Annotated in this window: 22 protein-coding genes and 2 tRNA genes; 14 read left to right on the forward strand and 10 right to left on the reverse strand. The window is 69.3% G+C overall.

All coding sequences use genetic code 11. From position 1 onward, the window contains the following. Positions 1 to 221: 221 nt before the first annotated feature. From gyrB to ACZ4A5_RS04485, 5 genes are all read left to right on the forward strand, one after another. On the forward strand, positions 222 to 2,267 hold the full coding sequence (gene gyrB, locus ACZ4A5_RS04465; RefSeq protein WP_467578333.1) for a DNA topoisomerase (ATP-hydrolyzing) subunit B: 2,046 nt from the start codon (positions 222 to 224) through the stop codon (positions 2,265 to 2,267). A gap of 51 nt (positions 2,268 to 2,318) precedes the next feature. After that, a complete protein-coding gene (gene gyrA / locus ACZ4A5_RS04470; RefSeq protein ID WP_467578335.1) occupies positions 2,319 to 4,949 on the forward strand; it encodes a DNA gyrase subunit A in 2,631 nt (876 codons plus the stop codon). 129 nt (positions 4,950 to 5,078) lie between these two features. After that, positions 5,079 to 5,819: a DUF3566 domain-containing protein gene (locus ACZ4A5_RS04475; protein WP_467578337.1), complete on the forward strand. Its 741-nt coding sequence runs from the start codon at positions 5,079 to 5,081 to the stop codon at positions 5,817 to 5,819. Positions 5,820 to 5,891: 72 nt separating this feature from the next. Then, positions 5,892 to 5,965: transfer RNA gene (locus tag ACZ4A5_RS04480), tRNA-Ile, on the forward strand. Positions 5,966 to 6,146: 181 nt separating this feature from the next. Further along, positions 6,147 to 6,281: a DLW-39 family protein gene (locus tag ACZ4A5_RS04485; protein ID WP_003958712.1), complete on the forward strand. Its 135-nt coding sequence runs from the start codon at positions 6,147 to 6,149 to the stop codon at positions 6,279 to 6,281. Between the two features lie 92 nt (positions 6,282 to 6,373). On the opposite strand, the gene ACZ4A5_RS04490 is transcribed toward ACZ4A5_RS04485, so the two are convergent. Then, on the reverse strand, positions 6,374 to 7,564 hold the full coding sequence (locus ACZ4A5_RS04490; protein WP_467578339.1) for a serine/threonine-protein kinase: 1,191 nt from the start codon (positions 7,562 to 7,564) through the stop codon (positions 6,374 to 6,376). A gap of 14 nt (positions 7,565 to 7,578) precedes the next feature. Next, positions 7,579 to 8,124: a helix-turn-helix domain-containing protein gene (locus ACZ4A5_RS04495; protein ID WP_301894166.1), complete on the reverse strand. Its 546-nt coding sequence runs from the start codon at positions 8,122 to 8,124 to the stop codon at positions 7,579 to 7,581. 118 nt (positions 8,125 to 8,242) lie between these two features. Here ACZ4A5_RS04495 and ACZ4A5_RS04500 point away from each other — a divergent pair. Beyond that, positions 8,243 to 8,315 (forward strand) — tRNA-Ala (locus ACZ4A5_RS04500). Between the two features lie 81 nt (positions 8,316 to 8,396). Here ACZ4A5_RS04500 and ACZ4A5_RS04505 read toward each other — a convergent pair. Next, positions 8,397 to 9,056, reverse strand: a complete 660-nt coding sequence (locus tag ACZ4A5_RS04505) for a DUF5324 family protein (RefSeq protein WP_467578342.1) — start codon at positions 9,054 to 9,056, stop codon at positions 8,397 to 8,399. A 310-nt stretch (positions 9,057 to 9,366) separates the two neighbouring features. Here ACZ4A5_RS04505 and ACZ4A5_RS04510 point away from each other — a divergent pair, with 310 nt between their 5' ends. Continuing rightward, positions 9,367 to 9,900 carry a peptidylprolyl isomerase gene (locus ACZ4A5_RS04510; RefSeq protein WP_467578344.1) on the forward strand — a complete coding sequence of 178 codons (534 nt, stop codon included), beginning with the start codon at positions 9,367 to 9,369 and terminating at the stop codon, positions 9,898 to 9,900. Between the two features lie 133 nt (positions 9,901 to 10,033). After that, on the forward strand, positions 10,034 to 10,906 hold the full coding sequence (locus tag ACZ4A5_RS04515) for a rhomboid family intramembrane serine protease (protein WP_467578346.1): 873 nt from the start codon (positions 10,034 to 10,036) through the stop codon (positions 10,904 to 10,906). A 285-nt stretch (positions 10,907 to 11,191) separates the two neighbouring features. On the opposite strand, the gene crgA is transcribed toward ACZ4A5_RS04515, so the two are convergent. Continuing rightward, positions 11,192 to 11,449 (reverse strand): cell division protein CrgA, encoded by a 258-nt coding sequence (gene crgA, locus ACZ4A5_RS04520; RefSeq protein ID WP_361524004.1) that lies wholly within the window; start codon positions 11,447 to 11,449, stop codon positions 11,192 to 11,194. Between the two features lie 144 nt (positions 11,450 to 11,593). Between crgA and ACZ4A5_RS04525 the strand changes: the two genes are divergently transcribed. The 6 genes from ACZ4A5_RS04525 to ACZ4A5_RS04550 all read left to right on the forward strand — a co-directional run bounded on the left by ACZ4A5_RS04525 (position 11,594) and on the right by ACZ4A5_RS04550 (position 15,837). Then, on the forward strand, positions 11,594 to 12,358 hold the full coding sequence (locus tag ACZ4A5_RS04525) for a DUF881 domain-containing protein (protein ID WP_467578348.1): 765 nt from the start codon (positions 11,594 to 11,596) through the stop codon (positions 12,356 to 12,358). 19 nt (positions 12,359 to 12,377) lie between these two features. Continuing rightward, positions 12,378 to 13,235, forward strand: coding sequence for a class E sortase (locus ACZ4A5_RS04530; RefSeq protein WP_467578350.1), 858 nt, complete (start codon positions 12,378 to 12,380; stop codon positions 13,233 to 13,235). A 92-nt stretch (positions 13,236 to 13,327) separates the two neighbouring features. Further along, positions 13,328 to 13,504, forward strand: a complete 177-nt coding sequence (locus ACZ4A5_RS04535; protein WP_366002130.1) for a hypothetical protein — start codon at positions 13,328 to 13,330, stop codon at positions 13,502 to 13,504. After that, on the forward strand, positions 13,501 to 14,139 hold the full coding sequence (locus tag ACZ4A5_RS04540; RefSeq protein ID WP_467578353.1) for an aminodeoxychorismate/anthranilate synthase component II: 639 nt from the start codon (positions 13,501 to 13,503) through the stop codon (positions 14,137 to 14,139). The genes ACZ4A5_RS04535 and ACZ4A5_RS04540 overlap by 4 nt, the downstream gene beginning before the upstream one ends. Positions 14,140 to 14,408: 269 nt before the next feature. After that, positions 14,409 to 15,059, forward strand: a complete 651-nt coding sequence (locus ACZ4A5_RS04545) for a class E sortase (RefSeq protein ID WP_467578355.1) — start codon at positions 14,409 to 14,411, stop codon at positions 15,057 to 15,059. Between the two features lie 103 nt (positions 15,060 to 15,162). Further along, the gene (locus tag ACZ4A5_RS04550; RefSeq protein ID WP_467578685.1) at positions 15,163 to 15,837 is read left to right on the forward strand and encodes a class E sortase; all 675 of its coding nucleotides are present in this window, start codon (positions 15,163 to 15,165) and stop codon (positions 15,835 to 15,837) included. Between the two features lie 82 nt (positions 15,838 to 15,919). Here ACZ4A5_RS04550 and pknB read toward each other — a convergent pair whose 3' ends face one another. The 6 genes from pknB to ACZ4A5_RS04580 form a co-directional block, all read right to left on the reverse strand. Beyond that, entirely contained in the window at positions 15,920 to 17,944 is a 2,025-nt protein-coding gene (gene pknB / locus ACZ4A5_RS04555; RefSeq protein WP_467578357.1) for a Stk1 family PASTA domain-containing Ser/Thr kinase, read from the reverse strand. 162 nt (positions 17,945 to 18,106) lie between these two features. After that, positions 18,107 to 19,561, reverse strand: a complete 1,455-nt coding sequence (locus tag ACZ4A5_RS04560; RefSeq protein ID WP_467578359.1) for a peptidoglycan D,D-transpeptidase FtsI family protein — start codon at positions 19,559 to 19,561, stop codon at positions 18,107 to 18,109. Further along, entirely contained in the window at positions 19,558 to 20,973 is a 1,416-nt protein-coding gene (locus ACZ4A5_RS04565) for an FtsW/RodA/SpoVE family cell cycle protein (protein WP_467578361.1), read from the reverse strand. The genes ACZ4A5_RS04560 and ACZ4A5_RS04565 overlap by 4 nt, the downstream gene beginning before the upstream one ends. Positions 20,974 to 21,013: 40 nt before the next feature. Beyond that, the gene (locus ACZ4A5_RS04570; RefSeq protein WP_467578363.1) at positions 21,014 to 22,543 is read right to left on the reverse strand and encodes a PP2C family protein-serine/threonine phosphatase; all 1,530 of its coding nucleotides are present in this window, start codon (positions 22,541 to 22,543) and stop codon (positions 21,014 to 21,016) included. A 75-nt stretch (positions 22,544 to 22,618) separates the two neighbouring features. Beyond that, positions 22,619 to 23,149, reverse strand: a complete 531-nt coding sequence (locus tag ACZ4A5_RS04575) for an FHA domain-containing protein FhaB/FipA (RefSeq protein WP_361523977.1) — start codon at positions 23,147 to 23,149, stop codon at positions 22,619 to 22,621. A gap of 10 nt (positions 23,150 to 23,159) precedes the next feature. Next, the gene (locus ACZ4A5_RS04580) at positions 23,160 to 24,014 is read right to left on the reverse strand and encodes an FhaA domain-containing protein (protein WP_467578366.1); all 855 of its coding nucleotides are present in this window, start codon (positions 24,012 to 24,014) and stop codon (positions 23,160 to 23,162) included. Positions 24,015 to 24,425: the final 411 nt, after the last annotated feature.

The raw sequence follows: 24,425 nt of genomic DNA on the forward strand, positions 1-24,425 counted from the left end.
TGAGCCTCCTCGGGGCCGGTCCCACATATAGGGAGTCGGCTGATGCCGGTTCAGGGCGGCACGTGAGGACTCAGGCACCGCCAAACCCCCATTCATGTCAGTGCTACCGGTAGACTGGTGACAATCCCGCCGGTTCGCGGGACACGTCGACCAACGCAGAACGACGCAGCCGCTCCTGCCTGCCCCGGGTGGGGTCTCCCCGCCGTAGGCAGGGATGGCCTGTGCTGTGCCAGAAAGGGCGCTTCGTGGCCGATTCCGGCAACCCCAACGAGAACACCTCCCCCTCCACGGCGGAGGACGTCGTCACCGGCACCGTCGCCGGCGAGACGTCGTACGACGCCAGTGCGATCACCGTGCTGGAGGGACTGGACGCGGTCCGCAAGCGACCCGGCATGTACATCGGCTCGACCGGTGAGCGTGGCCTGCACCACCTGGTGCAGGAGGTCGTGGACAACTCCGTCGACGAGGCCATGGCGGGCCACGCGGACACCATCGAGGTGACGATCCTCCCCGACGGCGGTGTGCGCGTCGTGGACAACGGCCGTGGCATCCCGGTGGGCATCGTCCCCTCCGAGGGGAAGCCGGCCGTCGAGGTCGTGCTGACCGTGCTGCACGCGGGCGGCAAGTTCGGCGGCGGCGGCTACGCGGTCTCCGGTGGCCTGCACGGCGTCGGCGTCTCGGTCGTCAACGCCCTGTCGACGCGCGTCGCGGTCGAGGTCAAGACCGACGGCTACCGCTGGACGCAGGACTACAAGCTGGGCGTCCCCACGGCCCCCCTGCAGAAGAACGAGGCGACCGACGAGACGGGCACCTCCGTCACCTTCTGGGCCGACGGCGACATCTTCGAGACCACCGAGTACTCCTTCGAGACGCTCTCGCGGCGCTTCCAGGAGATGGCGTTCCTCAACAAGGGCCTGCGCATCTCGCTGACGGACCTGCGCGCGGACCACGTCGACGAGGAGGGCAAGCCCCTCTCGGTGGACTACCACTACGAAGGCGGCATCGTCGACTTCGTGAAGTACCTCAACGCCCGCAAGGGCGAGCTGATCCACCCGACCGTCATCGACATCGAGGCCGAGGACAAGGAGCGCATGCTCTCGGTCGAGATCGCGATGCAGTGGAACAGCCAGTACAGCGAAGGTGTCTACAGCTTCGCCAACACCATCCACACCCACGAGGGCGGCACCCACGAAGAGGGCTTCCGCGCCGCGCTCACCGGTCTGATCAACCGGTACGCCCGCGAGAGGAAGCTGCTCCGCGAGAAGGACGACAACCTCACGGGTGAGGACATCCGCGAGGGTCTCACCGCGATCATCTCCGTCAAGCTCGGCGAGCCGCAGTTCGAGGGCCAGACGAAGACGAAGCTCGGCAACACCGAGGCGAAGACCTTCGTGCAGAAGGTCGCCCACGAGCACCTGACGGACTGGCTGGACCGCAACCCCAACGAGGCCGCGGACATCATCCGCAAGTCCATCCAGGCGGCGACGGCGCGCGTCGCGGCCCGCAAGGCCCGCGACCTCACCCGCCGCAAGGGCCTGCTGGAGTCGGCGTCGCTGCCGGGCAAGCTCAGCGACTGCCAGTCCAACGACCCGACCAAGTGCGAGATCTTCATCGTCGAGGGTGACTCCGCCGGCGGCTCGGCCAAGTCCGGCCGCAACCCGCAGTACCAGGCGATCCTCCCGATCCGCGGCAAGATCCTCAACGTCGAGAAGGCGCGGATCGACAAGATCCTCCAGAACACCGAGGTCCAGGCCCTCATCTCGGCCTTCGGCACCGGTGTGCACGAGGACTTCGACATCGCCAAGCTCCGCTATCACAAGATCATCCTGATGGCGGACGCCGACGTCGACGGTCAGCACATCAACACCCTGCTGCTCACCTTCCTCTTCCGCTTCATGCGGCCGCTGGTCGAGGCCGGGCACGTCTATCTCTCCCGCCCCCCGCTGTACAAGATCAAGTGGGGCCGGGACGACTTCGAGTACGCCTACTCCGACCGCGAGCGCGACGCGCTGATCCAGCTCGGCCGGGAGAACGGCAAGCGGATCAAGGACGACTCGGTCCAGCGCTTCAAGGGTCTCGGTGAGATGAACGCCGAGGAGCTGCGCATCACCACCATGGACGTCGACCACCGCGTGCTCGGCCAGGTCACCCTGGACGACGCCGCGCAGGCGGACGACCTGTTCTCGGTGCTCATGGGCGAGGACGTCGAGGCACGGCGCTCCTTCATCCAGCGCAACGCCAAGGACGTCCGCTTCCTCGACATCTGAGCCTGTCGGCCCACGAGAAACAGCCGCAGCGCGAAAGGACTTTGAACAGCAATGGCCGACGAGACCCCTGAGACTCCCACCGCCCCCGTGCCCGAGGTGACGCCCGAGGGCGCCCCCGCCCCCCTGGAGGGCGTCGGGATGCGCGTCGAGCCCGTCGGGCTCGAGACCGAGATGCAGCGCTCGTACCTCGACTACGCGATGAGCGTCATCGTCTCGCGCGCGCTCCCGGACGTGCGGGACGGCCTCAAGCCGGTGCACCGCCGCGTGCTCTACGCGATGTACGACGGCGGCTACCGCCCCGAGAAGGGCTTCTACAAGTGCGCCCGTGTCGTCGGTGACGTCATGGGTACGTACCACCCGCACGGTGACGCCTCGATCTACGACGCGCTCGTCCGCCTCGCCCAGCCCTGGTCGATGCGGATGCCGCTGGTGGACTCCAACGGCAACTTCGGTTCCCCGGGCAACGACCCGGCCGCCGCCATGCGGTACACCGAGTGCAAGATGATGCCGCTGTCCATGGAGATGCTCCGGGACATCGACGAGGAGACCGTCGACTTCCAGGACAACTACGACGGCCGCAACCAGGAGCCGACGGTCCTGCCGGCGCGCTTCCCGAACCTGCTGATCAACGGTTCCGCGGGCATCGCGGTCGGCATGGCCACCAACATCCCGCCGCACAACCTCCGCGAGGTCGCCGAGGGCGCCCAGTGGTATCTGGCCAACCCCGAGGCGAGCTCCGAGGAGCTCCTCGAGGCGCTCATCGAGCGGATCAAGGGCCCTGACTTCCCGACCGGTGCCCTCGTGGTGGGCCGCAAGGGCATCGAGGAGGCGTACCGCACCGGCCGCGGGTCGATCACCATGCGCGCGGTCGTCGCGGTCGAGGAGATCCAGAACCGCCAGTGCCTGGTGGTCACCGAGCTGCCCTACCAGGTCAACCCGGACAACCTCGCGCAGAAGATCGCCGACCTGGTGAAGGACGGCAAGGTCGGCGGCATCGCCGACGTCCGCGACGAGACCTCCTCCCGTACGGGCCAGCGCCTGGTCGTCGTGCTCAAGCGGGACGCGGTCGCCAAGGTCGTCCTCAACAACCTCTACAAGCACACCGACCTCCAGACGAACTTCGGCGCGAACATGCTGGCGCTCGTCGACGGTGTGCCGCGCACCCTCTCGATCGACGCCTTCATCCGCAACTGGGTCACCCACCAGATCGAGGTCATCGTCCGGCGCACCCGCTTCCGGCTGCGCAAGGCCGAGGAGCGCGCGCACATCCTGCGCGGTCTGCTGAAGGCCCTGGACGCCATCGACGAGGTCATCGCGCTGATCCGGCGCAGCGACACCGTCGAGATCGCGCGCGAGGGCCTGATGGGCCTGCTGACGATCGACGAGGTCCAGGCCAACGCGATCCTGGAGATGCAGCTGCGCCGCCTGGCGGCCCTGGAGCACCGGAAGATCACCGCCGAGCACGACGAGCTCCAGGCGAAGATCAACGAGTACAACGCGATCCTCGCCTCGCCCGAGCGGCAGCGGATGATCATCAGCGAGGAACTGTCCGCGATCGTCGAGAAGTTCGGCGACGACCGGCGCTCCAAGCTGGTCCCCTTCGACGGTGACATGTCCATCGAGGACCTGATCGCCGAGGAGGACATCGTCGTCACCATCACCAACGGTGGTTACGTCAAGCGCACCAAGACCGAGGACTACCGCTCGCAGAAGCGCGGCGGCAAGGGCGTCCGGGGCACCAAGCTGAAGCAGGACGACATCGTCGACCACTTCTTCGTCTCGACCACGCACCACTGGCTGCTGTTCTTCACCAACAAGGGCCGGGTCTACCGCGCCAAGGCGTACGAGCTGCCGGACGCCGGCCGGGACGCCCGCGGCCAGCACGTGGCGAACCTGCTGGCCTTCCAGCCGGATGAGAAGATCGCCCAGATCCTCGCCATCCGCGACTACGAGGCGGCGCCCTATCTGGTGCTCGCCACCAAGTCCGGCCTGGTGAAGAAGACTCCGCTGAAGGACTACGACTCGCCCCGCTCGGGCGGCGTCATCGCCATCAACCTCCGTGAGACGGACAGCGGCGCGGAGGACGAGCTGATCGGTGCCGAGCTGGTGTCCGCCGAGGACGACCTGCTGCTGGTCAGCAAGAAGGCACAGTCGATCCGGTTCACCGCAACGGATGAAGCTCTGCGCCCCATGGGGCGCGCGACCTCGGGCGTCAAGGGCATGAGCTTCCGCGAGGGCGACGAGCTGCTCTCGATGAACGTGGTCCGTGCGGGCACTTTCGTGTTCACCGCCACCGACGGCGGGTACGCGAAGCGGACGAACGTCGACGAGTACCGCGTCCAGGGCCGTGGTGGCCTCGGTATCAAGGCGGCCAAGATCGTGGAGGATCGTGGCTCGCTGGTCGGCGCTCTGGTGGTCGAGGAGACCGACGAGATCCTCGCCATCACCCTCAGCGGTGGTGTGATCCGGACACGGGTCAACGAGGTGCGGGAGACAGGCCGTGACACCATGGGCGTTCAGCTGATCAACTTGGGCAAGCGCGACGCCGTTGTGGGTATCGCGCGCAATGCCGAGGCCGGTCGCGAGGCTGAAGAGGTCGAGGAGTTGGCCGACGCAGCCGCGGGCGACGGGCCCCAGACGGCCGAGGGCGCGGAGCCCCCGGCCGAGGACACCGAGGAGTAAGTCGTGAGTCGAGCCACGGGCGCCGCGGCAAGCGGTGCGGGTGCCAAACCCACCACCGCCGCCCCTGCCGCAGAGAAGACCGGCGCTCGTGGCTCCGGCACGTCCGGTGCGAACTCCAAGGGGGGGACTGTGACGGACACCCGCGACCCGAAGCCCTACCACCCGCCGAAGGCGTACGAGCCGCCGGCGGAGGGTTCCGCTTCGGGTTCCGGTTCCACGAGCTCCAAGGGCTCGAAGGACGGCAAGGCGGCGAAGCCCGCCAGGGAGCCGAAGACGCAGGCGGCCGCCGAGGACGCCGGGAAGTCCGGCGGCCCCGCCGCGGCGGAGCCGGCCGGGAAGGCTCCCGCGGCCGCCGCCAAGGCACCCGCGGCGGCTCAGGGCGCCCCGGCCGCCAAGGGCCCCGCCAAGGGCCGTCCGCCCGCTCAGCGGGCCGCTGAGGAGCAGCAGCCGCGGGCACCCCGCCCGGCGGCTCCGGCGGCGGCAGCGGCCCGTCCGGCGCCGCGTACGCGCTCGGCGCGGCTGCGGGTGGCCAAGGCCGACCCGTGGTCGGTGATGAAGGTCAGCTTCCTGCTGTCCATCGCGCTGGGCGTGTGCACGATCGTGGCGGCCGCGGTGCTGTGGACGGTCATGGACGCCATGGGCGTCTTCTCCACCGTCGGCGGCACGATCAGTGACGCCACCTCCAGCGAGGGCGGCGGTTTCGACCTCGAGTCCTTCCTGTCGCTGCCGAACGTCCTCCTCTTCACGACGGTCATCGCCGTGATCGACGTGGTGCTGGCGACCGCGCTGGCGACGCTGGGGGCCTTTGTCTACAACCTCTCGGCGGGCTTCGTCGGCGGTGTGGAGCTGACCCTCGCCGAGGACGAATAGCCGCGACCTGCACCGGGGGCCCGGACGATTTTGGGACTGGGCCCCAAGTGCGCTAATCTTTCGGTGTCGCGCGGGGCTATAGCTCAGACGGTTAGAGCGCTTCCCTGATAAGGAAGAGGCCACAGGTTCAAGTCCTGTTAGCCCCACCGCACGATCGGGTCGGACGGAGAATTCTCCGTCCGGCCCGATCTGTTTTCCGTGGTGGGGGAGTTGGGCCCGCGCCGGGTGTGAGAAGTGGACCCGGCACAGGTCACCGATCGGTATCGGCCGGTGTGTATCATCGGCCACCAGAGGTCCCCTTACGTCAAGGAAAGACGAGGTCGCGCGGTGAAGAAGCTCCTCCTGGTCGCACTGGCCGCCATCGGCGGGCTCCTCGTGTACCGCCAGATCCAGGCGGATCGCGCCGAGCAGGACCTGTGGACGGAGGCGACCGACTCCGTGCCCGCAGGTTCGGGTGTGTAAGACGACAGAGTCCTGACGCAGGGCCCCGGCCGCCGACGCGGCCGGGGCCCTGTTGTGTTTGCGGCAGTGAATGAAATGGTTGCGAACGCGAATCAGCCCGCGGTCAGTGCCCAGATGCCCACCGCGAGGCAGAGCAGCGCCACGACCAGCACCGGCACCGCCACCTTCACCGGCGGCGGCCCGACCGTCCGGGAGCGCGTACGTGAGGCCGGCGCGGGCGGGTGTACGGGCACGGGAGGCGTCGGCGGGGCCACGGGGGCAGTCGGGGGCGCGGGACGCCGTGTGGTGGCAGAGGCGGGCGCGAAGGGCGGTTCAGGAGGCGTTCCGGGTGCTCGAAGGGGTGCCTGACGGGGCGGCAGCCCGGGCGTCGCCGGGGGGCCGGGTGCCTCGGGCGTCCCACGCGGCTCGGGCCCCTCGGGGCCGAACCCCGGTGGCAGGGGCCCGAGATGGTCGAAGACCTCGATCGGTTCCTCGTCGGGCCCCGGCCCGTCCATCAGCTCAACGGCCTCGGCCAGTGCCTTCCGGGCGCCCGTGGCCGTACGGAACCGCATGCACGGATCGGGCTGCAGCAGGCCCGCGAGCACGTGCCAGAGCGGTTCGGGGACGCCCTCCGGCGCGGTCGGTGTGCCGTGTTCCAGGAATCGCCGCACCAGCGCTTCCGCGTCGGGCTTGCGGCCGTTGAGGAGGTAGAGGGCCATCAGCCCGACGGCGAAAAGGTCCGCGGGGAAGTCGGGGTCGTCACCCAGCATTTGCTCGGGCGCGAAATAACCGGGCGTGCCCATCACATAGTTGGTGTCCGTCAGCCTCGGCTCGCCCTTGCGCATGGCGATGCCGAAGTCGGAGAGCCGCACATGGGGGCGGCCCCTACCGGTCGCCTCCAAAAGGACGTTGGCCGGTTTGATGTCCCGGTGCACCACCCCCTCCGTATGCACCGCCGACAGGCCGGACAGCAGCTGGTCGAGTACGAGACACACGAAATACGGCGGTAATGGGCCGTAGTCGCCGATGAGATGGGCCAGCGAGCCGCCGCGCACCACGTCCATGGTGAACAGCACCTTGTCGTCGTCCGCCGCCCAGCTCATCGGTGCCAGCACATGGGGGTGGTCGATGCGCAGACCCTGCTCGCGGACGAATCTCAGCAGGGTGTGGGCATCGCTCTGCTGAAGCACCTTCGCCGCCACATAGCGCCGCCTGCGGTGGTCCCAGGCCCGCCAGACGGCTCCCACCCCGCCCCGCCCGATCGGGTCGACCAGCTCGTACCGCCCCGCGAAGACCTCACCCATCGCGTTCGCGTCGGTCAGCTCTGGTGCGCCTCGTAGTGGGCGACCGCCTCGGCGGTGCGCCCGGCGCCGTACACCCGCAGGAACTCGGCGAGTTCGGGGTGGGTGGGGGCGAGGGTCTGCGCGGCGTCGATGATGTCGCCGGCGCCGGCCACCGAGCGCAGCAGCGACTGGATCTCGCGCACCACGCGCCGCACGGTCGGGGCGCCGCTGCTGGCCGTGGTCTGGGTGGAGTTGAGGACCGAGCCGCCCGAGCTCTTCTTGACCTCCTCCATCCGGTCGGCGGCCTCGGCGGCGCTCACGCTGCCGTCGGCGACCTGGCTGGAGAGCTCCTGGAGGGCCTGGACCCGCTGCACCACCGCGGGGTTGCCGATCTTCGCCCGCTGACCGCTCATCAGCTGCGAGAGCATGGGCGCGGAGAGGCCGAGAACGGAGGCGAGACGGGCCTGGTTGAGGCCGAGATCGTCGATGAGACGGCGGAACAGCGCCCCCAGGGGCTCTCCGTACCAGCTCCGCTGGAGCTCCCGTGCGCGGGCGGTGGCTTCCTGCTGTGCTGCGTCCATCTCGCTCTCCCCTTCGCTTCGCTGCCGCGAATCTTGCGGTGCATCCTACGGAGAGTGGTGGGTCGCGGCGATACCCGGTCGGGAAAGGGGGCCGTCACCGGGTATCCTGAGCGGCGAAGGGGCCTTAGCTCAGTTGGTAGAGCGCCGTCTTTGCATGGCGGATGTCAGGAGTTCGACTCTCCTAGGCTCCACGGGAAAAAGCCGCGAGGCGGGAGACCGATCGGTCTCCCGCCTCGCGGCTTTTTCTGCTGTGCTGCCGACACCGGCCCAGGTCAGAGGCGGTCGTCGCGCTCCTCCATGCCGTCCTCCGCGAGGTCTTCGCGGTCCTGCTTGGCCTGCACGTCGGGGTCGAGGGAGCCGGAGCTGCCGTCCACCGTGCTCAGCGGGTGCCGGTCGGAGACCTCCGTCGGGGCGGGCGGCTCCACCAGCCAGTCCGGGTTGGCCTGCTTGTCCCACCACTTCCAGGCGGCGTACGCCCCTGTGGCCAGCAGCCCCAGCAGGACGAAGCGCTTGGCGACCCGGCCCGCGCGACCGCGGCGGCCGCGCTTGGCCATCAGCTTCTCGATGTCGGCGGCGGACACCTGGCCACGCAGCGCGGCGATGGCCGCGGCGCCCCGGGCGACGGCCTCGTCGCGCACCGGCTCGGCGGCGGCGCGGGCCCGGGCGGCGGCCTGGTCGACCTTCGGGGGCAGGGACTCGCGGACGTGCTCCAGGCGCGGGGCCAGGTGCGCGTGGTACTGCTCGCCCGCGCTGCTGCGCGCCTGCCGCGTGGCGGCCGAGACCTTGGGAGCGAGCCGGGTGCGGGTTTCGTGCGCGTAGTGCACGGCGGCGTCCCTTGCCGTGCCGGCGTAGGGCGCCACCACTTCCGCGGCGTGCCGCACGCTGTCCTTCGCCGTGCAGGTCGCGGCGCGCACGCTGTCTTTGCGGGTCACGAGAACCTCCTCCTCGGTGGCGTTATGTTTTGTCGCCTTTCCACCCAGTGGAAAATCATGCCTGCCGGTGGGCGGTCCGGCACCTGCGAGCGGGCATCCGGGTCATCGAGCGGGGCTCCGGCACCGGGCACACCGGTGAACGCCCGTAGGCATCAATGAGCACCGAGAGGGCATCAGCGGGTTACACGAAGAGCTTCGATCGACCATGCCACGATTTCGTGCCGCGCGAGGGCGTTTGTCCGCTACTCGGCGCGAAGCCGTCCGTGCAAGGATCGGTAGCCGTCCGGCGAAGACTTATGGAAGGTAGAACGTGGCCGAGCAGCTGTACGCCACCCTGAAGACCACCCAGGGCGACATCGAGATCCGGCTGCTGCCGGACCACGCGCCCAAGACGGTGCGGAACTTCGTCGAGCTCGCCAAGGGCGAGCGGGAGTGGGTCAACCCGCAGACCGGCCAGAAGTCCACGGACAAGCTCTACGACGGCACGGTCTTCCACCGCGTCATCCAGGGCTTCATGATCCAGGGCGGCGACCCGCTGGGCAACGGCACCGGCGGCCCGGGCTACACCTTCACGGACGAGTTCCACCCCGACCTCGCCTTCACCAAGCCCTATCTGCTGGCCATGGCCAACGCGGGCCCGGGCACCAACGGCTCGCAGTTCTTCATCACGGTCTCGCCCACCACCTGGCTCACCGGCAAGCACACGATCTTCGGCGAGGTCAGCGGCGACGCCGGGCGCAAGGTCGTCGACGCGATCGCCAACACCGAGACCAACGCGCGCACCGACCGCCCGGTGGAGGATGTCGTCATCGAGTCGGTCGTCGTCGAGTCCCGCAAGGGCTGACGTCACCTTCCGAGTCGTGGCCTCACCCTTACGAGGCGTGGCTTCCGGGAACCCGGTGCCCCGCCCGTCCGTATGACGGGCGGGGCCTCACGTCACCGACGAGGCCCGCCCGTGACAGGCGCAAGGGGAACGCATGAACGACCAGGCTCTCGGCTGCTACCGGCACCCGGACCGGGAGACAGGCATCCGCTGCACCCGCTGTGAGCGGCCGATCTGCCCGCAGTGCATGGTCAGCGCATCGGTCGGTTTCCAGTGCCCGGAGTGTGTGAGCGGCCATGCCGGGAGCGCGGGCCAGGAGGCGCCGCCGCGGGCCGGCGCCCCGCGCACGATCGCGGGCGGCGCCCACGCGTCCGATCCCCGCCTGGTGACCAAGATCCTCCTCGGCCTCAATGTGGCCCTGTGGATCGCGGTGATGATCGCGGGCGACCGGCTCGTGGAGGCGCTGGAGCTGTTCGGCAGAGCCCGGCTGACCTTCGACGGTCCGGTCGAGGGTGTCGCGGAAGGCCAGTGGTACCGCCTGCTGACCTCGATGTTCCTGCATCAGGCGCCGATGCACATCGCGTTCAACATGCTCTCGCTGTGGTGGCTCGGCCCCCCGCTGGAGGCGGCGCTCGGCCGCGCCCGCTATCTGACGCTCTATCTGCTGGCCGGCCTGGGCGGCTCCGCGCTGACCTATCTGGTCGCCGATCCGGCCCAGCCCTCGCTCGGCGCCTCCGGCGCGATCTTCGGCCTGCTGGGCGCGACGGCCGTGCTGATGCGGCGGCTGAACTACGACATGCGGCCCGTCGTCGCGCTGCTCGTGCTCAATCTGATCTTCACCTTCGCCTGGGCGAACATCGCCTGGCAGGCGCACATCGGCGGCCTGGTGGTGGGCACCGCCGTGGCGTACGGCCTGGTGCACGCCCCGAGGGACAAGCGCGTGCTGGTGCAGCGGGCGACCTGCGGGCTGGCGCTGCTGGTGATCGCCGGGGCCGTGGCCGTCCGGACGCTTCAGCTCACCGGGTGATCTTTTCCTCGGAGGCGCCGGGGCGCCGGTGAGCCGGGTTGTCCACAGAGCGTGCGGGATCTTGTGCATGCCGTGGGGAACAGCTGTCCGGCATCGCACAGAGCTACGTTTCCGCTGGATGGGGCCCTGTGACCCGTGCTACACCGCCTTGGTGATCAGTCACACCGGTGTCAACGCCAGGGAAGTTATCCACAGATCTTCTGAGTTTTTCCCCACTGTGGACGAGGCTGTGGATAACTCCCCGGAAGGTCGACCGCAGGGCTTGCGCGAAGCCCGGTCGGACCGCTACTTCCACTGCGTGGAGACGACGAATCCCGCGGCGATGAAGCCGAAGCCGACCACGATGTTCCAGTTGTGCAGCGACTCGACCGGCATATCGCCACTGGTCACATAGAAGATGACGATCCACGCCAGACCGATCAGGAACATCGCCAGCATCAGCGGGGCGACCCAGCCGCGGCCGCTGCTCAGCTTGATGTTCTGTTGCTGCTTCGCCGGCGGTGGCGTGAAGTCGTCCTTCTTGCGGATCCGTGACTTCGGCACGAGGAACTCTCCTGTCGATGCGCTGCGTGACCGCGCTGGGGATACAAGGGCTGGCCGCCGAGTCGGGAAGCGCCGGGAACGCTCCCTTCCCCCGGGCGTCCGTTAGCGTAGTGCTTCCGCGGCGTCGGAGAGGATAAGGGTACGTTGAGCAATTCTGCGGACTCCACCAGCACGCCTTCCCGGCGATTCCGGCCGGCGCGGCTGCTGACCGGCGGGGTCTTCGCGCTCGCTGGCCTCATCTTCTGGACAAGCTTCAACACCGCGCACGGCACCAACATCCGCACCGACGACTCGATGCTCCGGCTGTCCGACCTCATCCAGGAACGCAGCCGCAAGAACGCCGACCTGGACGACAGCGCCGCGGGCATGCGCTCGCAGGTCGACGCCCTCGCCCGGCGCGACAACGGCAACAGCGCCGCCGAGAACAAGAAGCTCGCCGATCTGGAAGCGGACGCGGGCACCAGCAAGATCCAGGGCGCGGGCCTCTCGGTCACCCTCACCGACGCGCCGCCCAACGCCACCCCGCGGATCCCCGGCGTCCCCGACCCGCAGCCGAACGACCTGGTCATCCATCAGCAGGACCTCCAGGCCGTGGTCAACGCCCTGTGGCAGGGCGGCGCCAAGGGCATCCAGGTCATGGACCAGCGGCTGATCTCCACCAGCGCGGTCCGCTGCGTCGGCAACACCCTCATCCTCCAGGGCCGCGTCTACTCCCCGCCGTACAAGGTGACCGCCGTCGGCGACCGCGGCGCCCTGCGCAAGGCCCTGGACAGTTCGCCCGCGATCCAGAACTACCTGCAGTACGTGACGGCGTACGGCCTCGGCTGGAAAGTCGACCAGCACGACGCGGTGACTCTTCCCGGCTACTCGGGCACAGTGGATCTCCACTACGCCAAGCCCATGGGGTAACCCGGGAGGGGGTCGGCCGATGAGCGCGAGACTCGTCGTCCGGACACTCAGCGAGCTGTGCGTCACCATCGGCACCCTGATCGTCCTGCTGGTGGTGTACGTCCTCTACTGGACCGGCGTGCGGGCGGACAGCGCGATGGACGGCGAGCTGGACCGCCTCCACGAACGCTGGTCGACCGCCGCACCGCCGACGGAGCGGCCGACGGGCGGGCCGGGCACGCGGGCACCGGGACAGGCCCCGGGGCAGGCACCAGGGCAGGAGCCAGGACCAGCGGCGGGGCAGCCGGGCCGGCCGACGGGGCAGCAGCCGGCGGGAGGGGCGACGGGGCCGGCGGCGCAGCCCCCGGACAGCGGGCAGAGCGGCGGCGGTGTCGGCGAAACGGTTCCGCGGCGGCCGTCCGCCTACGTCCCCGGGGACGCCTTCGCCGTCATGTACATCCCACGCCTCGGCCCCGGCTGGGCCAAGCCCGTCCTCCAGGGCACCTCCACCGCGACCCTCAAGAAGGGCCTCGGGCACTACGACCGGACCACCGGGCTCGGCGAGACGGGCAACTTCGCGGTCGCCGGGCACCGCCGCACCTACGGGGACCCCTTCAAAGACCTGCCCGAACTGCGCTCCGGAGACGCGGTGGTGCTGACCGACGGCACGACCTGGTTCACCTATCTCGTCGACGGCGCCCCCTACAAGACCCGCCCCGACGACATCGGCGTCATCGCCCCCGTGCCCGCCGAGTCCGGCTACCGCGAGCCCGGCCGCTATCTCACCCTTACCACCTGCGAACCCGAGTGGGGCCACAGCCACCGGCTGATCGTCTGGGCCCACCTGGATGCCACCCGCCCGGTCGCCGAGGGCAAGCCGAAGGCTTTGCTCAGCTGACCCACCCGGCTCTCCCGCGACCCTTACCCTGGTGCTGCAAATCGATACTCCATCGACCTGTATCGACTACGTCATCGGCAAGTGGGGACAGCATGTACGGCTGGATCTGGCGGCATCTGCCGGGCAACGCATGGGTGCGGGCACTGATCTCGCTGCTGCTCGTGCTGGCGATCGTCTACGTCCTGTTCCAGTACGTCTTCCCCTGGGCGGAACCGCTGCTGCCGTTCAACGATGTGACGGTCGACAACGGAATGGCGGTCAACCGGTGAGTGCGCGCATCCTCGTCGTGGACAACTACGACAGCTTCGTCTTCAACCTCGTGCAGTACCTCTATCAACTCGGCGCCGAATGCGAGGTCCTGCGCAACGACGAGGTCGAACTGAGCCACGCCCAGGACGGCTTCGACGGTGTGCTCCTGTCGCCCGGTCCGGGCGCGCCCGAGCAGGCCGGCGTCTGCGTCGACATGGTGCGGCACTGCGCCGCGACGGGCGTACCGGTCTTCGGCGTGTGCCTGGGCATGCAGTCGATGGCCGTCGCGTACGGCGGTGTCGTCGGCCGGGCTCCCGAGCTGCTGCACGGCAAGACCTCGCTGGTGACGCACGGCGGCTCCGGCGTCTTCCAGGGCCTGCCCTCGCCCTTCACGGCCACCCGCTACCACTCGCTCGCCGTCGAGCGCGAGAACTGGCCGGACGAGCTGGAGATCACGGCCTGGACGGAGTCGGGCATCGCGATGGGCCTGCGCCACCGTGACCTGCCGGTCGAGGGCGTCCAGTTCCACCCCGAGTCGGTGCTCACCGAGTGGGGCCACCGGATGCTCGCCAACTGGCTGGTGACGTGCGGTGACAAGGACGCGGTGGAGCGCTCCGTGGGGCTCGCCCCGGTGGTGGGCAAGGCCGGGGCGTGACCACGCTCCGCCCCGAACCGGCCCCCAGGGCCGTATCGCGGCCGCTGCCGCCCGAGGATCACGCGACCGTTCAGTTGCGCAGGGTGGACGCCGTGGTTCCGGCGCAGGCGGTACGACCCGGCGGCCGGGCCGAGCGGCGGAAGGCGGCACACAAGGCTCAGAAGGCCCGTAGGACGCACAGATCACTCAAGGCGCAGCGGAGTCCCGGGACGGCGGCCGCGGCCCGGGTGGCGCCCAGGGAGAGCCTCGGCGTTCTGCTGTGCCGCCTGATGGGCGAGCTGTTCATCACCGCCGGCGCGCTGATGCTGCTGTTCGTCGCGTATCAGCTGTGGTGGACGAACGTGATAGCCCACCAGCAGGCGGGCGGCGCTGCCAAGCACCTCCAGAAGACCTGGGACAAGGGCGCCGGGGTGGACCGGGACGCGGGGGCGTTCTCGCCCGGCGAGGGCTTCGCGATCATCTACATCCCCACGCTGGACGTGAAGGCCCCGATCGCCGAGGGCACCGGCAAGCACCAGGTCCTGGACCGGGGCATGGTCGGCCATTACGGCGAGAAGCCGCTGAAGACCGCGATGCCCTGGGACAAACAGGGGAACTTCGCGCTGGCGGGCCATCGCAACACCCATGGCGAGCCGTTCCGGTACGTCAACCGGCTGAAGCCCGGCGACAAGATCGTCGTGGAGACGCGGAGCACCTTCTACACCTATGAGATGACCAGCCGCCTGGAGCAGACGTCTCCGGAGAATGTCACGGTCATCGCACCCGTACCCAAGGGTTCGGGGTTCACGGGGCCCGGCCGCTACCTCACGCTCACGACCTGCACGCCGGAATTCACCAGTACGTACCGCATGATCGTCTGGGGCAAGATGGTCGACGAGCGGCCCCGGAGCAAGGGCAAGCCGGACGCCCTCGTCGAGTGAACGAGTCGGCGGCACACAGCGGAACAGCGGAACAGCGGCACAGCGGAACGAAACGGGGTACGGCGCGGTGGCACGGAACGATGACGGTGAGCCACAGCGGCGGATGCCCGCCCGGAGGCGGATCGCCGCCATCGTCGGAGTGACCGGCGAACTGCTGATCACCGCGGGCGTGCTCATGGCCCTCTTCGTCGTCTACTCCCTGTGGTGGACGAACGTCCTCGCCGACCGCGAGGCGAAGCGGCAGAGCAACCACGTGCGCGACACCTGGGCCAAGCCGGGGCCGGGCGCCCTCGACACCAAGGACGGCATCGGCTTCCTGCACGTGCCGTCGATGAAGAACGGCGAGGTGCTGGTCAAGGGCGGCACCGGCACCGGCGTCCTCAACGAGGGCGTCGCCGGCTTCTACCGCGACCCCGTGAAGGCCGCGATGCCCTGGGACAAGCAGGGCAACTTCACGCTGGCGGCGCACCGCGACGGCCACGGCGCGAAGTTCCACAACATCGACAAGATCAAGACCGGTGACGCGGTCGTCTTCGAGACGCGCGACGTCTGGTACGTCTACAAGGTCTACGCCGAGCTGAAGCAGACCTCGAAGTACGACGTCGACGTCCTCGACGCCGTGCCGAAGGAGTCCGGGAAGACGAAGCCGGGCCGCTATCTGACCCTGACGACCTGCACCCCGGTCTACACCTCGGACTACCGCTACATCGTCTGGGCGGAGCTCGACCGCACGGAGAAGGTCGACAGCGCGCGGACGAAGCCGAAGGAACTGCGCTGACACGACCGCGCCCGCACAGACGCCGGAGGGGCTGGAAAATCTCCAGCCCCTCCGGCGTTTGAAAGCGACCTCTCGCAGAAGGTCAGTGGCGGCGTCCGCCGGTGAACCCGCCGATGAAGCCGGTGTCACCGCCGGTGTCGCCGCCCGGCGTACCCGTGTCACCGTTCGCCCCGCCCGGCACTCCCGCCAGCGTGAAGAGGTTCACCGGGGTGTTCTTGTCGAGCTGGGTGCCGGCGGCCGGGGCCGACGCGATGACGGTCGCGTTGTCGTCCTGCGGGCCGGAGATGTTGCCGACCTTCAGGCCCGCGTCCGTCAGCGCCTTCTTCGCGTCCTTGAGCTTCTGGTTGCTCAGCGGGGGCACGGTCGCCTTCTGGTTCGCCTTGGCCTTGGCGACGGTCAGGGTGACCGTGGAGCCGGGCTTGGCGTTGGTGTTGCCGTCGGGGCTCTGCCGGAGGACGGTGCCCGGAGGCTGGTCCGACTCCTCCTCCTGCTTGTTCACCACGAAGCCGAGGTCCGACAGCTGCTTGCTCGCCGCGTCGAACGCCTGGCCGACCACGGACGGCACCTGCTTGGCCTGCTGGGCCGCGGCGACCGTGAGCGTGACCTTGGAGCCCTTGTCGGCCTTGGTGAGGCCCTTGGGGTCCTGGTCCGTGACACTGCCCGCGGGAGCGCTGTCGGTGACGTTCGTCTTCACGTCGACGGTGAAGCCCTTGTCCTCCAGGATCTGGCGGGCCTTGTCGGCCTGCTTCTCCGTGACGTCCGGGACCTCGACCTGCTCGGCGCCCGTCGAGACGGTCACCTTGACCTCACCGCCGCGGTCGATCTTGCCGCCGTCCTTGGGGTCCTGGGCGCAGATCTTGCCCTTGTCCTGGTCACACGGCTTCGAGTCGCTCTGGACGACCTTGAAGTCGCCGTTGACGCCCTGCTGCTGGGCGTCCTTGAGCGTCTGCCCGACCAGGTTGGGCACGCTGACCTGCGAGCTGTTGGAGTTGCCGCCGAAGAGCGACTTGCCGATGAAGATCGCGCCGACGAGCACCAGGATGCCCGCGATGATCAGCAGGATCGTGGAGAGGCTGCTCTTCTTCCCGCCCCCGCCACGACGGCGGCCGTTGCCGTCGTCGTAACCGCCGAAGCCCCCGTCGTCGTCGCGCACCGGCGGCAGCATGGACGTCTGTCCGGCGCCGTGGTCCTGCGGGCGGAGCATGGTGGTCGGCTGGTCCTCGCCGTAGCCGGCGGGCCGGTACGCGGCCGCGGCGGCCGCCACCGGCTGGCCCTCCAGCGCGGCCTCGATGTCGGCCCGCATCTCGTCGGCCGACTGATAGCGGTAGTCCGGGTCCTTGGTCAGCGCCTTGAGGACGATCGCGTCCATCTCGGGCGTGATCTCGGGGTCGTGGACGCTCGGCGGGTTCGGGTCCTCCCGCACGTGCTGATAGGCGACCGCCACGGGGGAGTCGCCGATGAACGGGGGCCGCACGGTCAGCAGCTCGTAGAGCAGGCAGCCGGTGGAGTAGAGGTCCGAGCGCGCGTCGACCTGCTCGCCCTTGGCCTGCTCCGGGGAGAGGTACTGGGCGGTGCCGATGACGGCCGCGGTCTGCGTCATCGTCATGCCGGAGTCACCCATGGCGCGGGCGATGCCGAAGTCCATGACCTTGACCTGGCCGGTGCGCGTCAGCATGACGTTCGCGGGCTTGATGTCGCGGTGGACGATGCCGGCCCGGTGCGAGTACTCCAGCGCCTGGAGGACGCCGATGGTCATCTCCAGCGAGCGCTCGGGCAGCAGCTTCCGGCCCGAGTGCAGCAGCTCGCGCAGGGTGGACCCGTCGACGTACTCCATGACGATGTACGGGATCGAGACCCCGTCCACGTAGTCCTCGCCGGTGTCGTAGACGGCGACGATCGACGGGTGGTTGAGCGAGGCGGCCGACTGGGCCTCACGGCGGAACCGGGCCTGGAAGGACGGGTCGCGGGCGAGGTCCACCCGCAGCGTCTTCACGGCGACGGTGCGGCCGAGCCGGGTGTCGTGGGCGAGATAGACCTCGGCCATACCACCGCGGCCGAGCACCGAGCCCAGCTCGTACCGGCCGCCGAGGCGACGCGGCTCTTCCATAGCTCCAGCCCTTCCGTTTTCCTGACCGCACCGGCGTGGGTCCGGCGGTGTGCTGTCCGGGCTTACCGTACCCGGCACGCTGCGCCCCTTCCGGGCGCCACCGTCACCTGATACACGACCGGTACCGTCAGCTACGGCGCACGGCTGCTGGGGTGAGCGGCGTCACTTCGACGTCTTGAGTACGGCCTCCATGACGTTCTTGGCGATCGGCGCGGCGAGCGCGCCACCGGCGACGTCGTCACGCGCGGTCTGGTCGTCGCCCTCGACCACCACGGCGACCGCGACGGGCGAGCCGTTGTCGGTCTTGGCGTAGGAGATGAACCAGGCGTAGGGCTTGCCGCTGTTGTCGACACCGTGCTGCGCGGTGCCGGTCTTGCCGCCGACCGTGACGTTGTCGATCTGGGCGCTCGTGCCGGTGCCCTTCTCGACCACGGTCTCCATCATCGACTGGATCTTCTGCGCGTTCTGCGCGGAGAGCGGCTGCGACATCTCCTTGGGCTGGTGCGTCTCGATCACGTTGAGGTTCGGGGCGCGCACCTTGTCGACCATGTACGGCTCCATGAGCTTGCCGTTGTTGGCGATCGCGGAGACGACCATGGCCATCTGGAGCGGGGTGGCGCGGTTGGACGCCTGGCCGATGCCGTCCATGGCGTTCTGCGGCCGGTTGTCCTTGGGGTAGACGCTCTTCTCGGCGCGCACGGGCGTGAGAGTCTCGCTGTTGAAGCCGAACTTCTCCGCTTCCTTCTTCATCTTGTCGTTGCCGAGGTCGGCGCTCATCTTGCCGAAGACGGTGTTGCAGGAGATCCGCAGGGCCTCGCGCATCGTGGCGTTCTCACACTGGATGCTGCCCTCGTTCGACAGCGGAGTGGTGGAGTCCGGAAGGATGTACTTGTTCGGCGTCTGGGTCTTCTGGTCCGGGTCCGTGTAGAGCCCGTTCTCCAGCGCCGCGGCCGCGGTGACGACCTTGAACGTCGAACCGGGCGGGTAGGTGGCCCGCAGCGCCCGGTTGAGCATCGGCTGGTTCTTGTCCTTCTCCAGCGCCGTCCACGTCGCGCTGTCGTTCGCGCCCGCGATCTTCGACGGGTCGTACGACGGGGTGGACGCCAGGGCCAGGATCTTGCCCGTGCGCGGGTCGAGGGCGGCGACGGCGCCGCGCTTGCCGTCGAGGCCCTTGAAGGCGGCCTCCTGGGCCTTGGCGTTGAGGGTGGTGATCACGTCGCCGCCCTTCTGGCCCTTGCCCGTGATCATGTCGACGGTGCGGTTGAAGAACAGCTTGTCGTCGTCGCCGGTCAGGACCTTGTCGTAGAGGTTCTCCAGCTGCGAGGCGCCGAAGACCTGCGAGGTGTAGCCGGTGACCGGCGCCCACATCTCGCCGTTCTTGTAGGTCCGCTTGTACTTGTAGTCGATGCCGTTGGTCTCGACCGAGCCGGTCACTTCCTGGCCGTCGACGATGATGTTGCCGCGCGGCTGGCTGTAGCGGGCGATCGCGACGCGGTGGTTGTGCTTGTTGGTCTTGAGCTCGTCCGCCTGGACGAACTGGAGCCAGTTGTCGCGCAGCAGCAGGGCCAGCACGAGCAGCCCGCAGAAGATCGCGATCCGGCGCACGGGCTTGTTCACGGTCGGACCACCTGGGTCATCTCGGCGTCGGGGGAGGGAGCGGGCGCCGGCGCGGGGCGGCGCGCGGTGTCGCTGATCTTGATGAGGATGGCGATCAGAGCCCAGTTGGCGAGCACGGAGGAGCCGCCGTAGGCCATGAACGGCATGGTCATACCGGTCAGCGGGATGAGGCCCATGACACCGCCCGCGACGACGAAGACCTGGATGCCGAAGGCCGCCGACAGGCCGCACGCGAGCAGCTTGCCGAAGGGGTCACGCGCGGCCAGGGCCGTGCGCACACCGCGCTCCACGATGATCGCGTAGATCATCAGGATCGCCATGGTGCCCGCGAGGCCGAGCTCCTCGCCGACGGTGCCGAGGATGAAGTCGGAGTTGGCGGCGAAGCCGATGAGGTCGGAGTAGCCCTGGCCCCAGCCCGAGCCGAAGACGCCGCCGGAGCCGAAGGCCATCAGCGCCTGCGAGATCTGCTCACTGGCCGCGGACTTGCCCCAGCCGCCGAACGGATCCAGCCAGGCGTTCACACGGGCCTGGACGTGCGGTTCGAAGGAGGCGACGCCGACGGCGCCGGCCGCGGACATCAGCAGGCCGAAGACGATCCAGCTGGTGCGCTCGGTCGCGACGTAGAGCATCACGACGAACATGCCGAAGAACAGCAGCGAGGTACCGAGGTCCGTCTCGAAGACGAGGATCAGGATGCTGAACGCCCAGACGGCCAGGATCGGGCCGAGGTCACGGCCGCGTGGCAGATAGAGCCCCATGAAGCGGCGGCTGGCCAGGGCCAGGGCGTCGCGCTTCACCATCAGATAGCCGGCGAAGAAGATCGCCAGGATGATCTTCGCGAACTCACCGGGCTGGAGCGAGCCCAGACCCGGCAGCGTGATCCAGATCCGCGCGCCGAACTTGGCGGGGAAGAAGATCGGGGCGATCAGCAGGGCCAGCGCGGCCGCCATCGAGATGTAGGTGTAGCGCTGGAGGATGCGGTGGTCCTTGAGGAAGATCACCACGGCGACGAAGAACGCGATGCCCAGCGCCGAGTACATCAGCTGGTTGGGCGCCGACGCCGCGTACTTGAACCCCTGGTTCTTGGCGAGGTTGGCCAGTCGCGGCGACTGGTCGAGCCGCCAGATCAGGACGAGGCCGAGCCCGTTGAGCAGGGTGGCCATCGGCAGCAGCAGCGGGTCCGCGTACTTGGCGTACTTGCGGATGACGAGGTGGCCGACGCCGGCGAGCAGGCCGAGGCCCAGGCCGTAGCCGAGCATGCCCGAGGGCATCTCACCGCTGAGGGCGAGGCCCACGTTGGCGTACGCGAAGCAGGGGATGAGCACCGCGAAGGCGAGCAGCGCCAGTTCGGTGTTGCGCCTGCTGGGCGGGCCGACCGTGCTGATCGTGGTGGTGTTGCTGGTACCCGGCATGGATGACATGGCTGACATGAGTTGATGGCCCCCTACGGCTTCACTGCTGCGTGCTGCACTGCGGGACCAACTTCTGCTCTTCCTCGCTGAGGGTGGGGCCCGGGGCGGGTGTGGGCGCCGTCGTGGGGGTGGTCTGGGAGCCCGGCTTGGCGTCGGCCTTCGGGTCCTTGGGGGTCTCGCCCACCGCGCCGCCGGCCCGCTCGCCGCTCTGCTTCTCCTTCTCCCGCGCCTGCTCCTCGGCCTTGTGCCGCTCGTCTTCCTTCTTGCACGCGCCGGCGAGCAGGCCGAGGTCCTTGACCTTCTGCACGGCCTTGTCGCGGCCGTCGAGCGCGATGGTGTCCTGGACACGGCCGCGCTGGTCGACCGGGAGGTACTTGAGTTCGATCTCGGGGTGGTCCTGATAGAGCTTGCTCAGGCTGACCCAGGCCAGCTTCTGGTTGATGCCCTGGTAGACGGCCACGTGGTCGTTGTCCTTGGCACCCACGAAGTACTGCGTCTGGGTCCAGCCGTAGCCGCCGTAGAGGCCACCGGCGACGACGCCGAGCACCACCGCCACGATCAGGGACCGCTTGATCCACCTGCCGCGGCGGACGGGCTTGACGTACTCCTCGTCCATGAAGGCGCCGAAGGAGCCGTCCGGCGTCCCGCCCATGTCCGCCTCGCCGCTGCCTGGCGGGCCGAAGCCGCCGCCCTGCGGAGGCACGGGACGGTTGGCGCGGGCGTGCTCGGCGGCCCGCCCGGCCGGGGTGTGCAGGGCGCCGTCGTCGCCCAGCTGGAGCTGGTTCTCGGCCACCGCGCCGACGATCACCGGGGTGTCGTTGAGCTGGCCGGCCAGGGTGTCACCGCCGTCGACGTCGAGGACGTCGGCGACGATGCAGGTGATGTTGTCCGGACCGCCGCCGCGCAGCGCGAGCTGGATCAGCTCCTGGATGGTCTCGTGCGGGCCCTGGTAGCTGGCGAGCGTCTCCTCCATCGTCTGGTGGCTGACGACGCCGGACAGACCGTCGGAGCAGATGAGATAGCGGTCCCCGGCCCGGACCTCCCGGATGGAGAGGTCGGGCTCCACGTGGTCGCCGCTGCCCAGCGCGCGCATCAGCAGGGAGCGCTGCGGGTGGGTGGTGGCCTCTTCCTCGGTGATCCGGCCCTCGTCGACGAGCCGCTGCACCCAGGTGTGGTCCTGGGTGATCTGGGTGAGCACGCCGTCGCGCAGGAGATACGCGCGGGAGTCGCCGACGTGGACGAGGCCGAGCCGCTGCCCGGTCCACAGCAGGGCGGTGAGCGTGGTGCCCATGCCCTCCAGCTGCGGGTCCTCCTCGACCATGAGCCGCAGCTGGTCGTTGGCGCGCTGCACGGCCGTGCCGAGGGAGGTGAGGATGTCGGGGCCCGGGACGTCGTCGTCGAGCGTGACCAGGGTGGAGATCACCTCGGAGGAGGCGACCTCGCCCGCGGCCTGGCCGCCCATGCCGTCGGCGATGGCGAGCAGGCGGGGGCCGGCGTAACCGGAGTCCTCGTTGCCCTCCCGGATCATGCCCTTGTGCGATCCGGCGGCGAAACGCAGTGACAGACTCATGCGCACCTCGCCCGTCGGCTCCGGGTACAGCCCCTTCCCAGACACGCTGCCCACCCTCCGGTCGTCATGGTCCTACTACTTCCGCAGCTCGATGACGGTCTTGCCGATGCGGATCGGCGCGCCGAGCGGGATCGGGGTCGGGGTGGTCAGTCTGGTCCGGTCGAGATAGGTGCCGTTGGTCGAACCGAGGTCCTCGACGATCCACTGGCCGTCGCGGTCCGGATAGATCCTGGCATGCCTGCTGGAGGCGTAGTCGTCGTCCAGCACGATCGTGGAGTCGTGGGCGCGGCCGAGCGAGATGGTCTGGCCCTGGAGGGCCACCGTGGTGCCGGTCAGGGAGCCTTCCGAGACCACGAGCTTGGTGGGCGCGCCGCGGCGGCCGCGGTCGGCACGCCGGCCGCCGCCCTGCTGCTGGCGCTGCTGCGGCGGTGCGGTCTGCTGCTGCGCGCGCTGAGTCTGCCGCTCCGGGCCGCCGCGGCGGGAGCCGCGCTGGGTGACCCGCGTGCCGAAGAGGTCACTGCGGATGACCTGGACGGCCACGATGACGAACAGCCACAAGACGGCGAGGAAACCCAACCGCATGACCGTGAGGGTCAGCTCTGACATTGCCCCCGCTTCACCCTTCGGCTTGCCGATAAACGATGGTGGTGCTGCCCACGACGATGCGTGAGCCGTCGCGGAGCGTAGCGCGCGTGGTGTGTTGTCCGTCCACCACGATGCCGTTGGTCGACCCCAGATCCTGGATCGTCGCGGGGGTGCCGACCCGGATCTCGCAGTGCCGGCGGGAGACGCCGGGGTCGTCGATCCGTACGTCCGCTTCGGTACTGCGGCCCAGCACGAGGGTGGGGCGTGAGATCTGGTGCCGCGTGCCGTTGATCTCGATCCAGCGCCGGGTCTGGCCGCCGGACGCCGGGGCGGCCGAGGGGCCGGGCGCGGCGGTGCGCGGTGCCCGCCCGGCGCCGCCGGGCGGCGGGCCCGCGGGCATGGGCGGCAGCCCCGAGGGCGGCGCCGGATAGCCGGCACCGTGGGTGACGGGACCGCTGCCGCCGCCGGAGCGGGGCGCGGCCGGGCGCTGGGCCTGCGGGTCCTGCGACTCACTGGCGGCGAGGGTGCGGCTGCGCACCCGGTACAGCCCGGTGTCGAGGTCGTCGGCCTTCTCCAGGTGGACCTTGATGGTCCCCATGAAGGTGTAGCGCTGCTGCTTGGCGTAGTCGCGGACCATGCCGGAGAGCTCGTCGCCCAGCTGGCCGGAGTACGGGCTGAGGCGCTCGAAGTCCGGAGCGCTCAGCTCCACGATGAAGTCGTTGGGGACGACGGTGCGGTCGCGGTTCCAGATGGTGGCGTTGTTGTCGCACTCGCGCTGGAGCGCGCCCGCGATCTCCACCGGCTGCACCTCGGACTTGAACACCTTGGCGAAGGTGCCGTTCACGAGACCCTCGAGTCGCTGCTCGAAGCGCTTCAGTACTCCCACGGGGCACCTCCTTCCCTCAGTGACGTTCCTGATGCTCAGTGTCGTTCCTGATACTGCTTACTGATCGTATCCACGCGTCGGGAAAACGGCTGGTTCCCCTTCGGCGCCAGGAGTGACGAGTGTCGCCTTCACCCGGTGCTCCGGTGCCGCCTTCACTAGGGATCGTAGAGGCGGCCGCGAGCCAGTGTCCCGCAACCGGTGGGGTGCCCGCCGTCCCGCCGGTCCGGCGGGGTTCGGATGACCTTCCGGATGACCTTCCGGCGGCGTCGGCGACCTCCGGTTCCGTCCCGCTCCTCCCCTTCGCGCACGTTCCGTGCCCCCGGCAGGTCACGCGGGGTCCGGGGCTGCTCCGGGGCCGCCCCCGGCCGCCCACCAGGAACGAGTGTGAAGACACCCGCCACACCGTGCTAA

This window comes from Streptomyces sp. NPDC025618 (assembly GCF_055558795.1).

What these genes read in the sequence shown, in the direction of transcription:
- ACZ4A5_RS04535 (WP_366002130.1), top strand. Translation starts at nt 13,328, where the DNA reads ATGTACGGCTGGATCTGGCGGCATCTGCCGGGCAACGCATGGGTGCGG.
- gyrA (WP_467578335.1), top strand. Translation starts at nt 2,319, where the DNA reads ATGGCCGACGAGACCCCTGAGACTCCCACCGCCCCCGTGCCCGAGGTG.
- ACZ4A5_RS04550 (WP_467578685.1), top strand. Translation starts at nt 15,163, where the DNA reads ATGCCCGCCCGGAGGCGGATCGCCGCCATCGTCGGAGTGACCGGCGAA.
- ACZ4A5_RS04495 (WP_301894166.1), bottom strand. Translation starts at nt 8,124, where the DNA reads ATGGACGCAGCACAGCAGGAAGCCACCGCCCGCGCACGGGAGCTCCAG.
- ACZ4A5_RS04545 (WP_467578355.1), top strand. Translation starts at nt 14,409, where the DNA reads ATGGGCGAGCTGTTCATCACCGCCGGCGCGCTGATGCTGCTGTTCGTC.
- ACZ4A5_RS04575 (WP_361523977.1), bottom strand. Translation starts at nt 23,149, where the DNA reads ATGTCAGAGCTGACCCTCACGGTCATGCGGTTGGGTTTCCTCGCCGTC.
- ACZ4A5_RS04530 (WP_467578350.1), top strand. Translation starts at nt 12,378, where the DNA reads ATGAGCGCGAGACTCGTCGTCCGGACACTCAGCGAGCTGTGCGTCACC.
- ACZ4A5_RS04565 (WP_467578361.1), bottom strand. Translation starts at nt 20,973, where the DNA reads ATGCCGGGTACCAGCAACACCACCACGATCAGCACGGTCGGCCCGCCC.
- pknB (WP_467578357.1), bottom strand. Translation starts at nt 17,944, where the DNA reads ATGGAAGAGCCGCGTCGCCTCGGCGGCCGGTACGAGCTGGGCTCGGTG.
- ACZ4A5_RS04515 (WP_467578346.1), top strand. Translation starts at nt 10,034, where the DNA reads ATGAACGACCAGGCTCTCGGCTGCTACCGGCACCCGGACCGGGAGACA.
- ACZ4A5_RS04570 (WP_467578363.1), bottom strand. Translation starts at nt 22,543, where the DNA reads ATGAGTCTGTCACTGCGTTTCGCCGCCGGATCGCACAAGGGCATGATC.
- ACZ4A5_RS04490 (WP_467578339.1), bottom strand. Translation starts at nt 7,564, where the DNA reads ATGGGTGAGGTCTTCGCGGGGCGGTACGAGCTGGTCGACCCGATCGGG.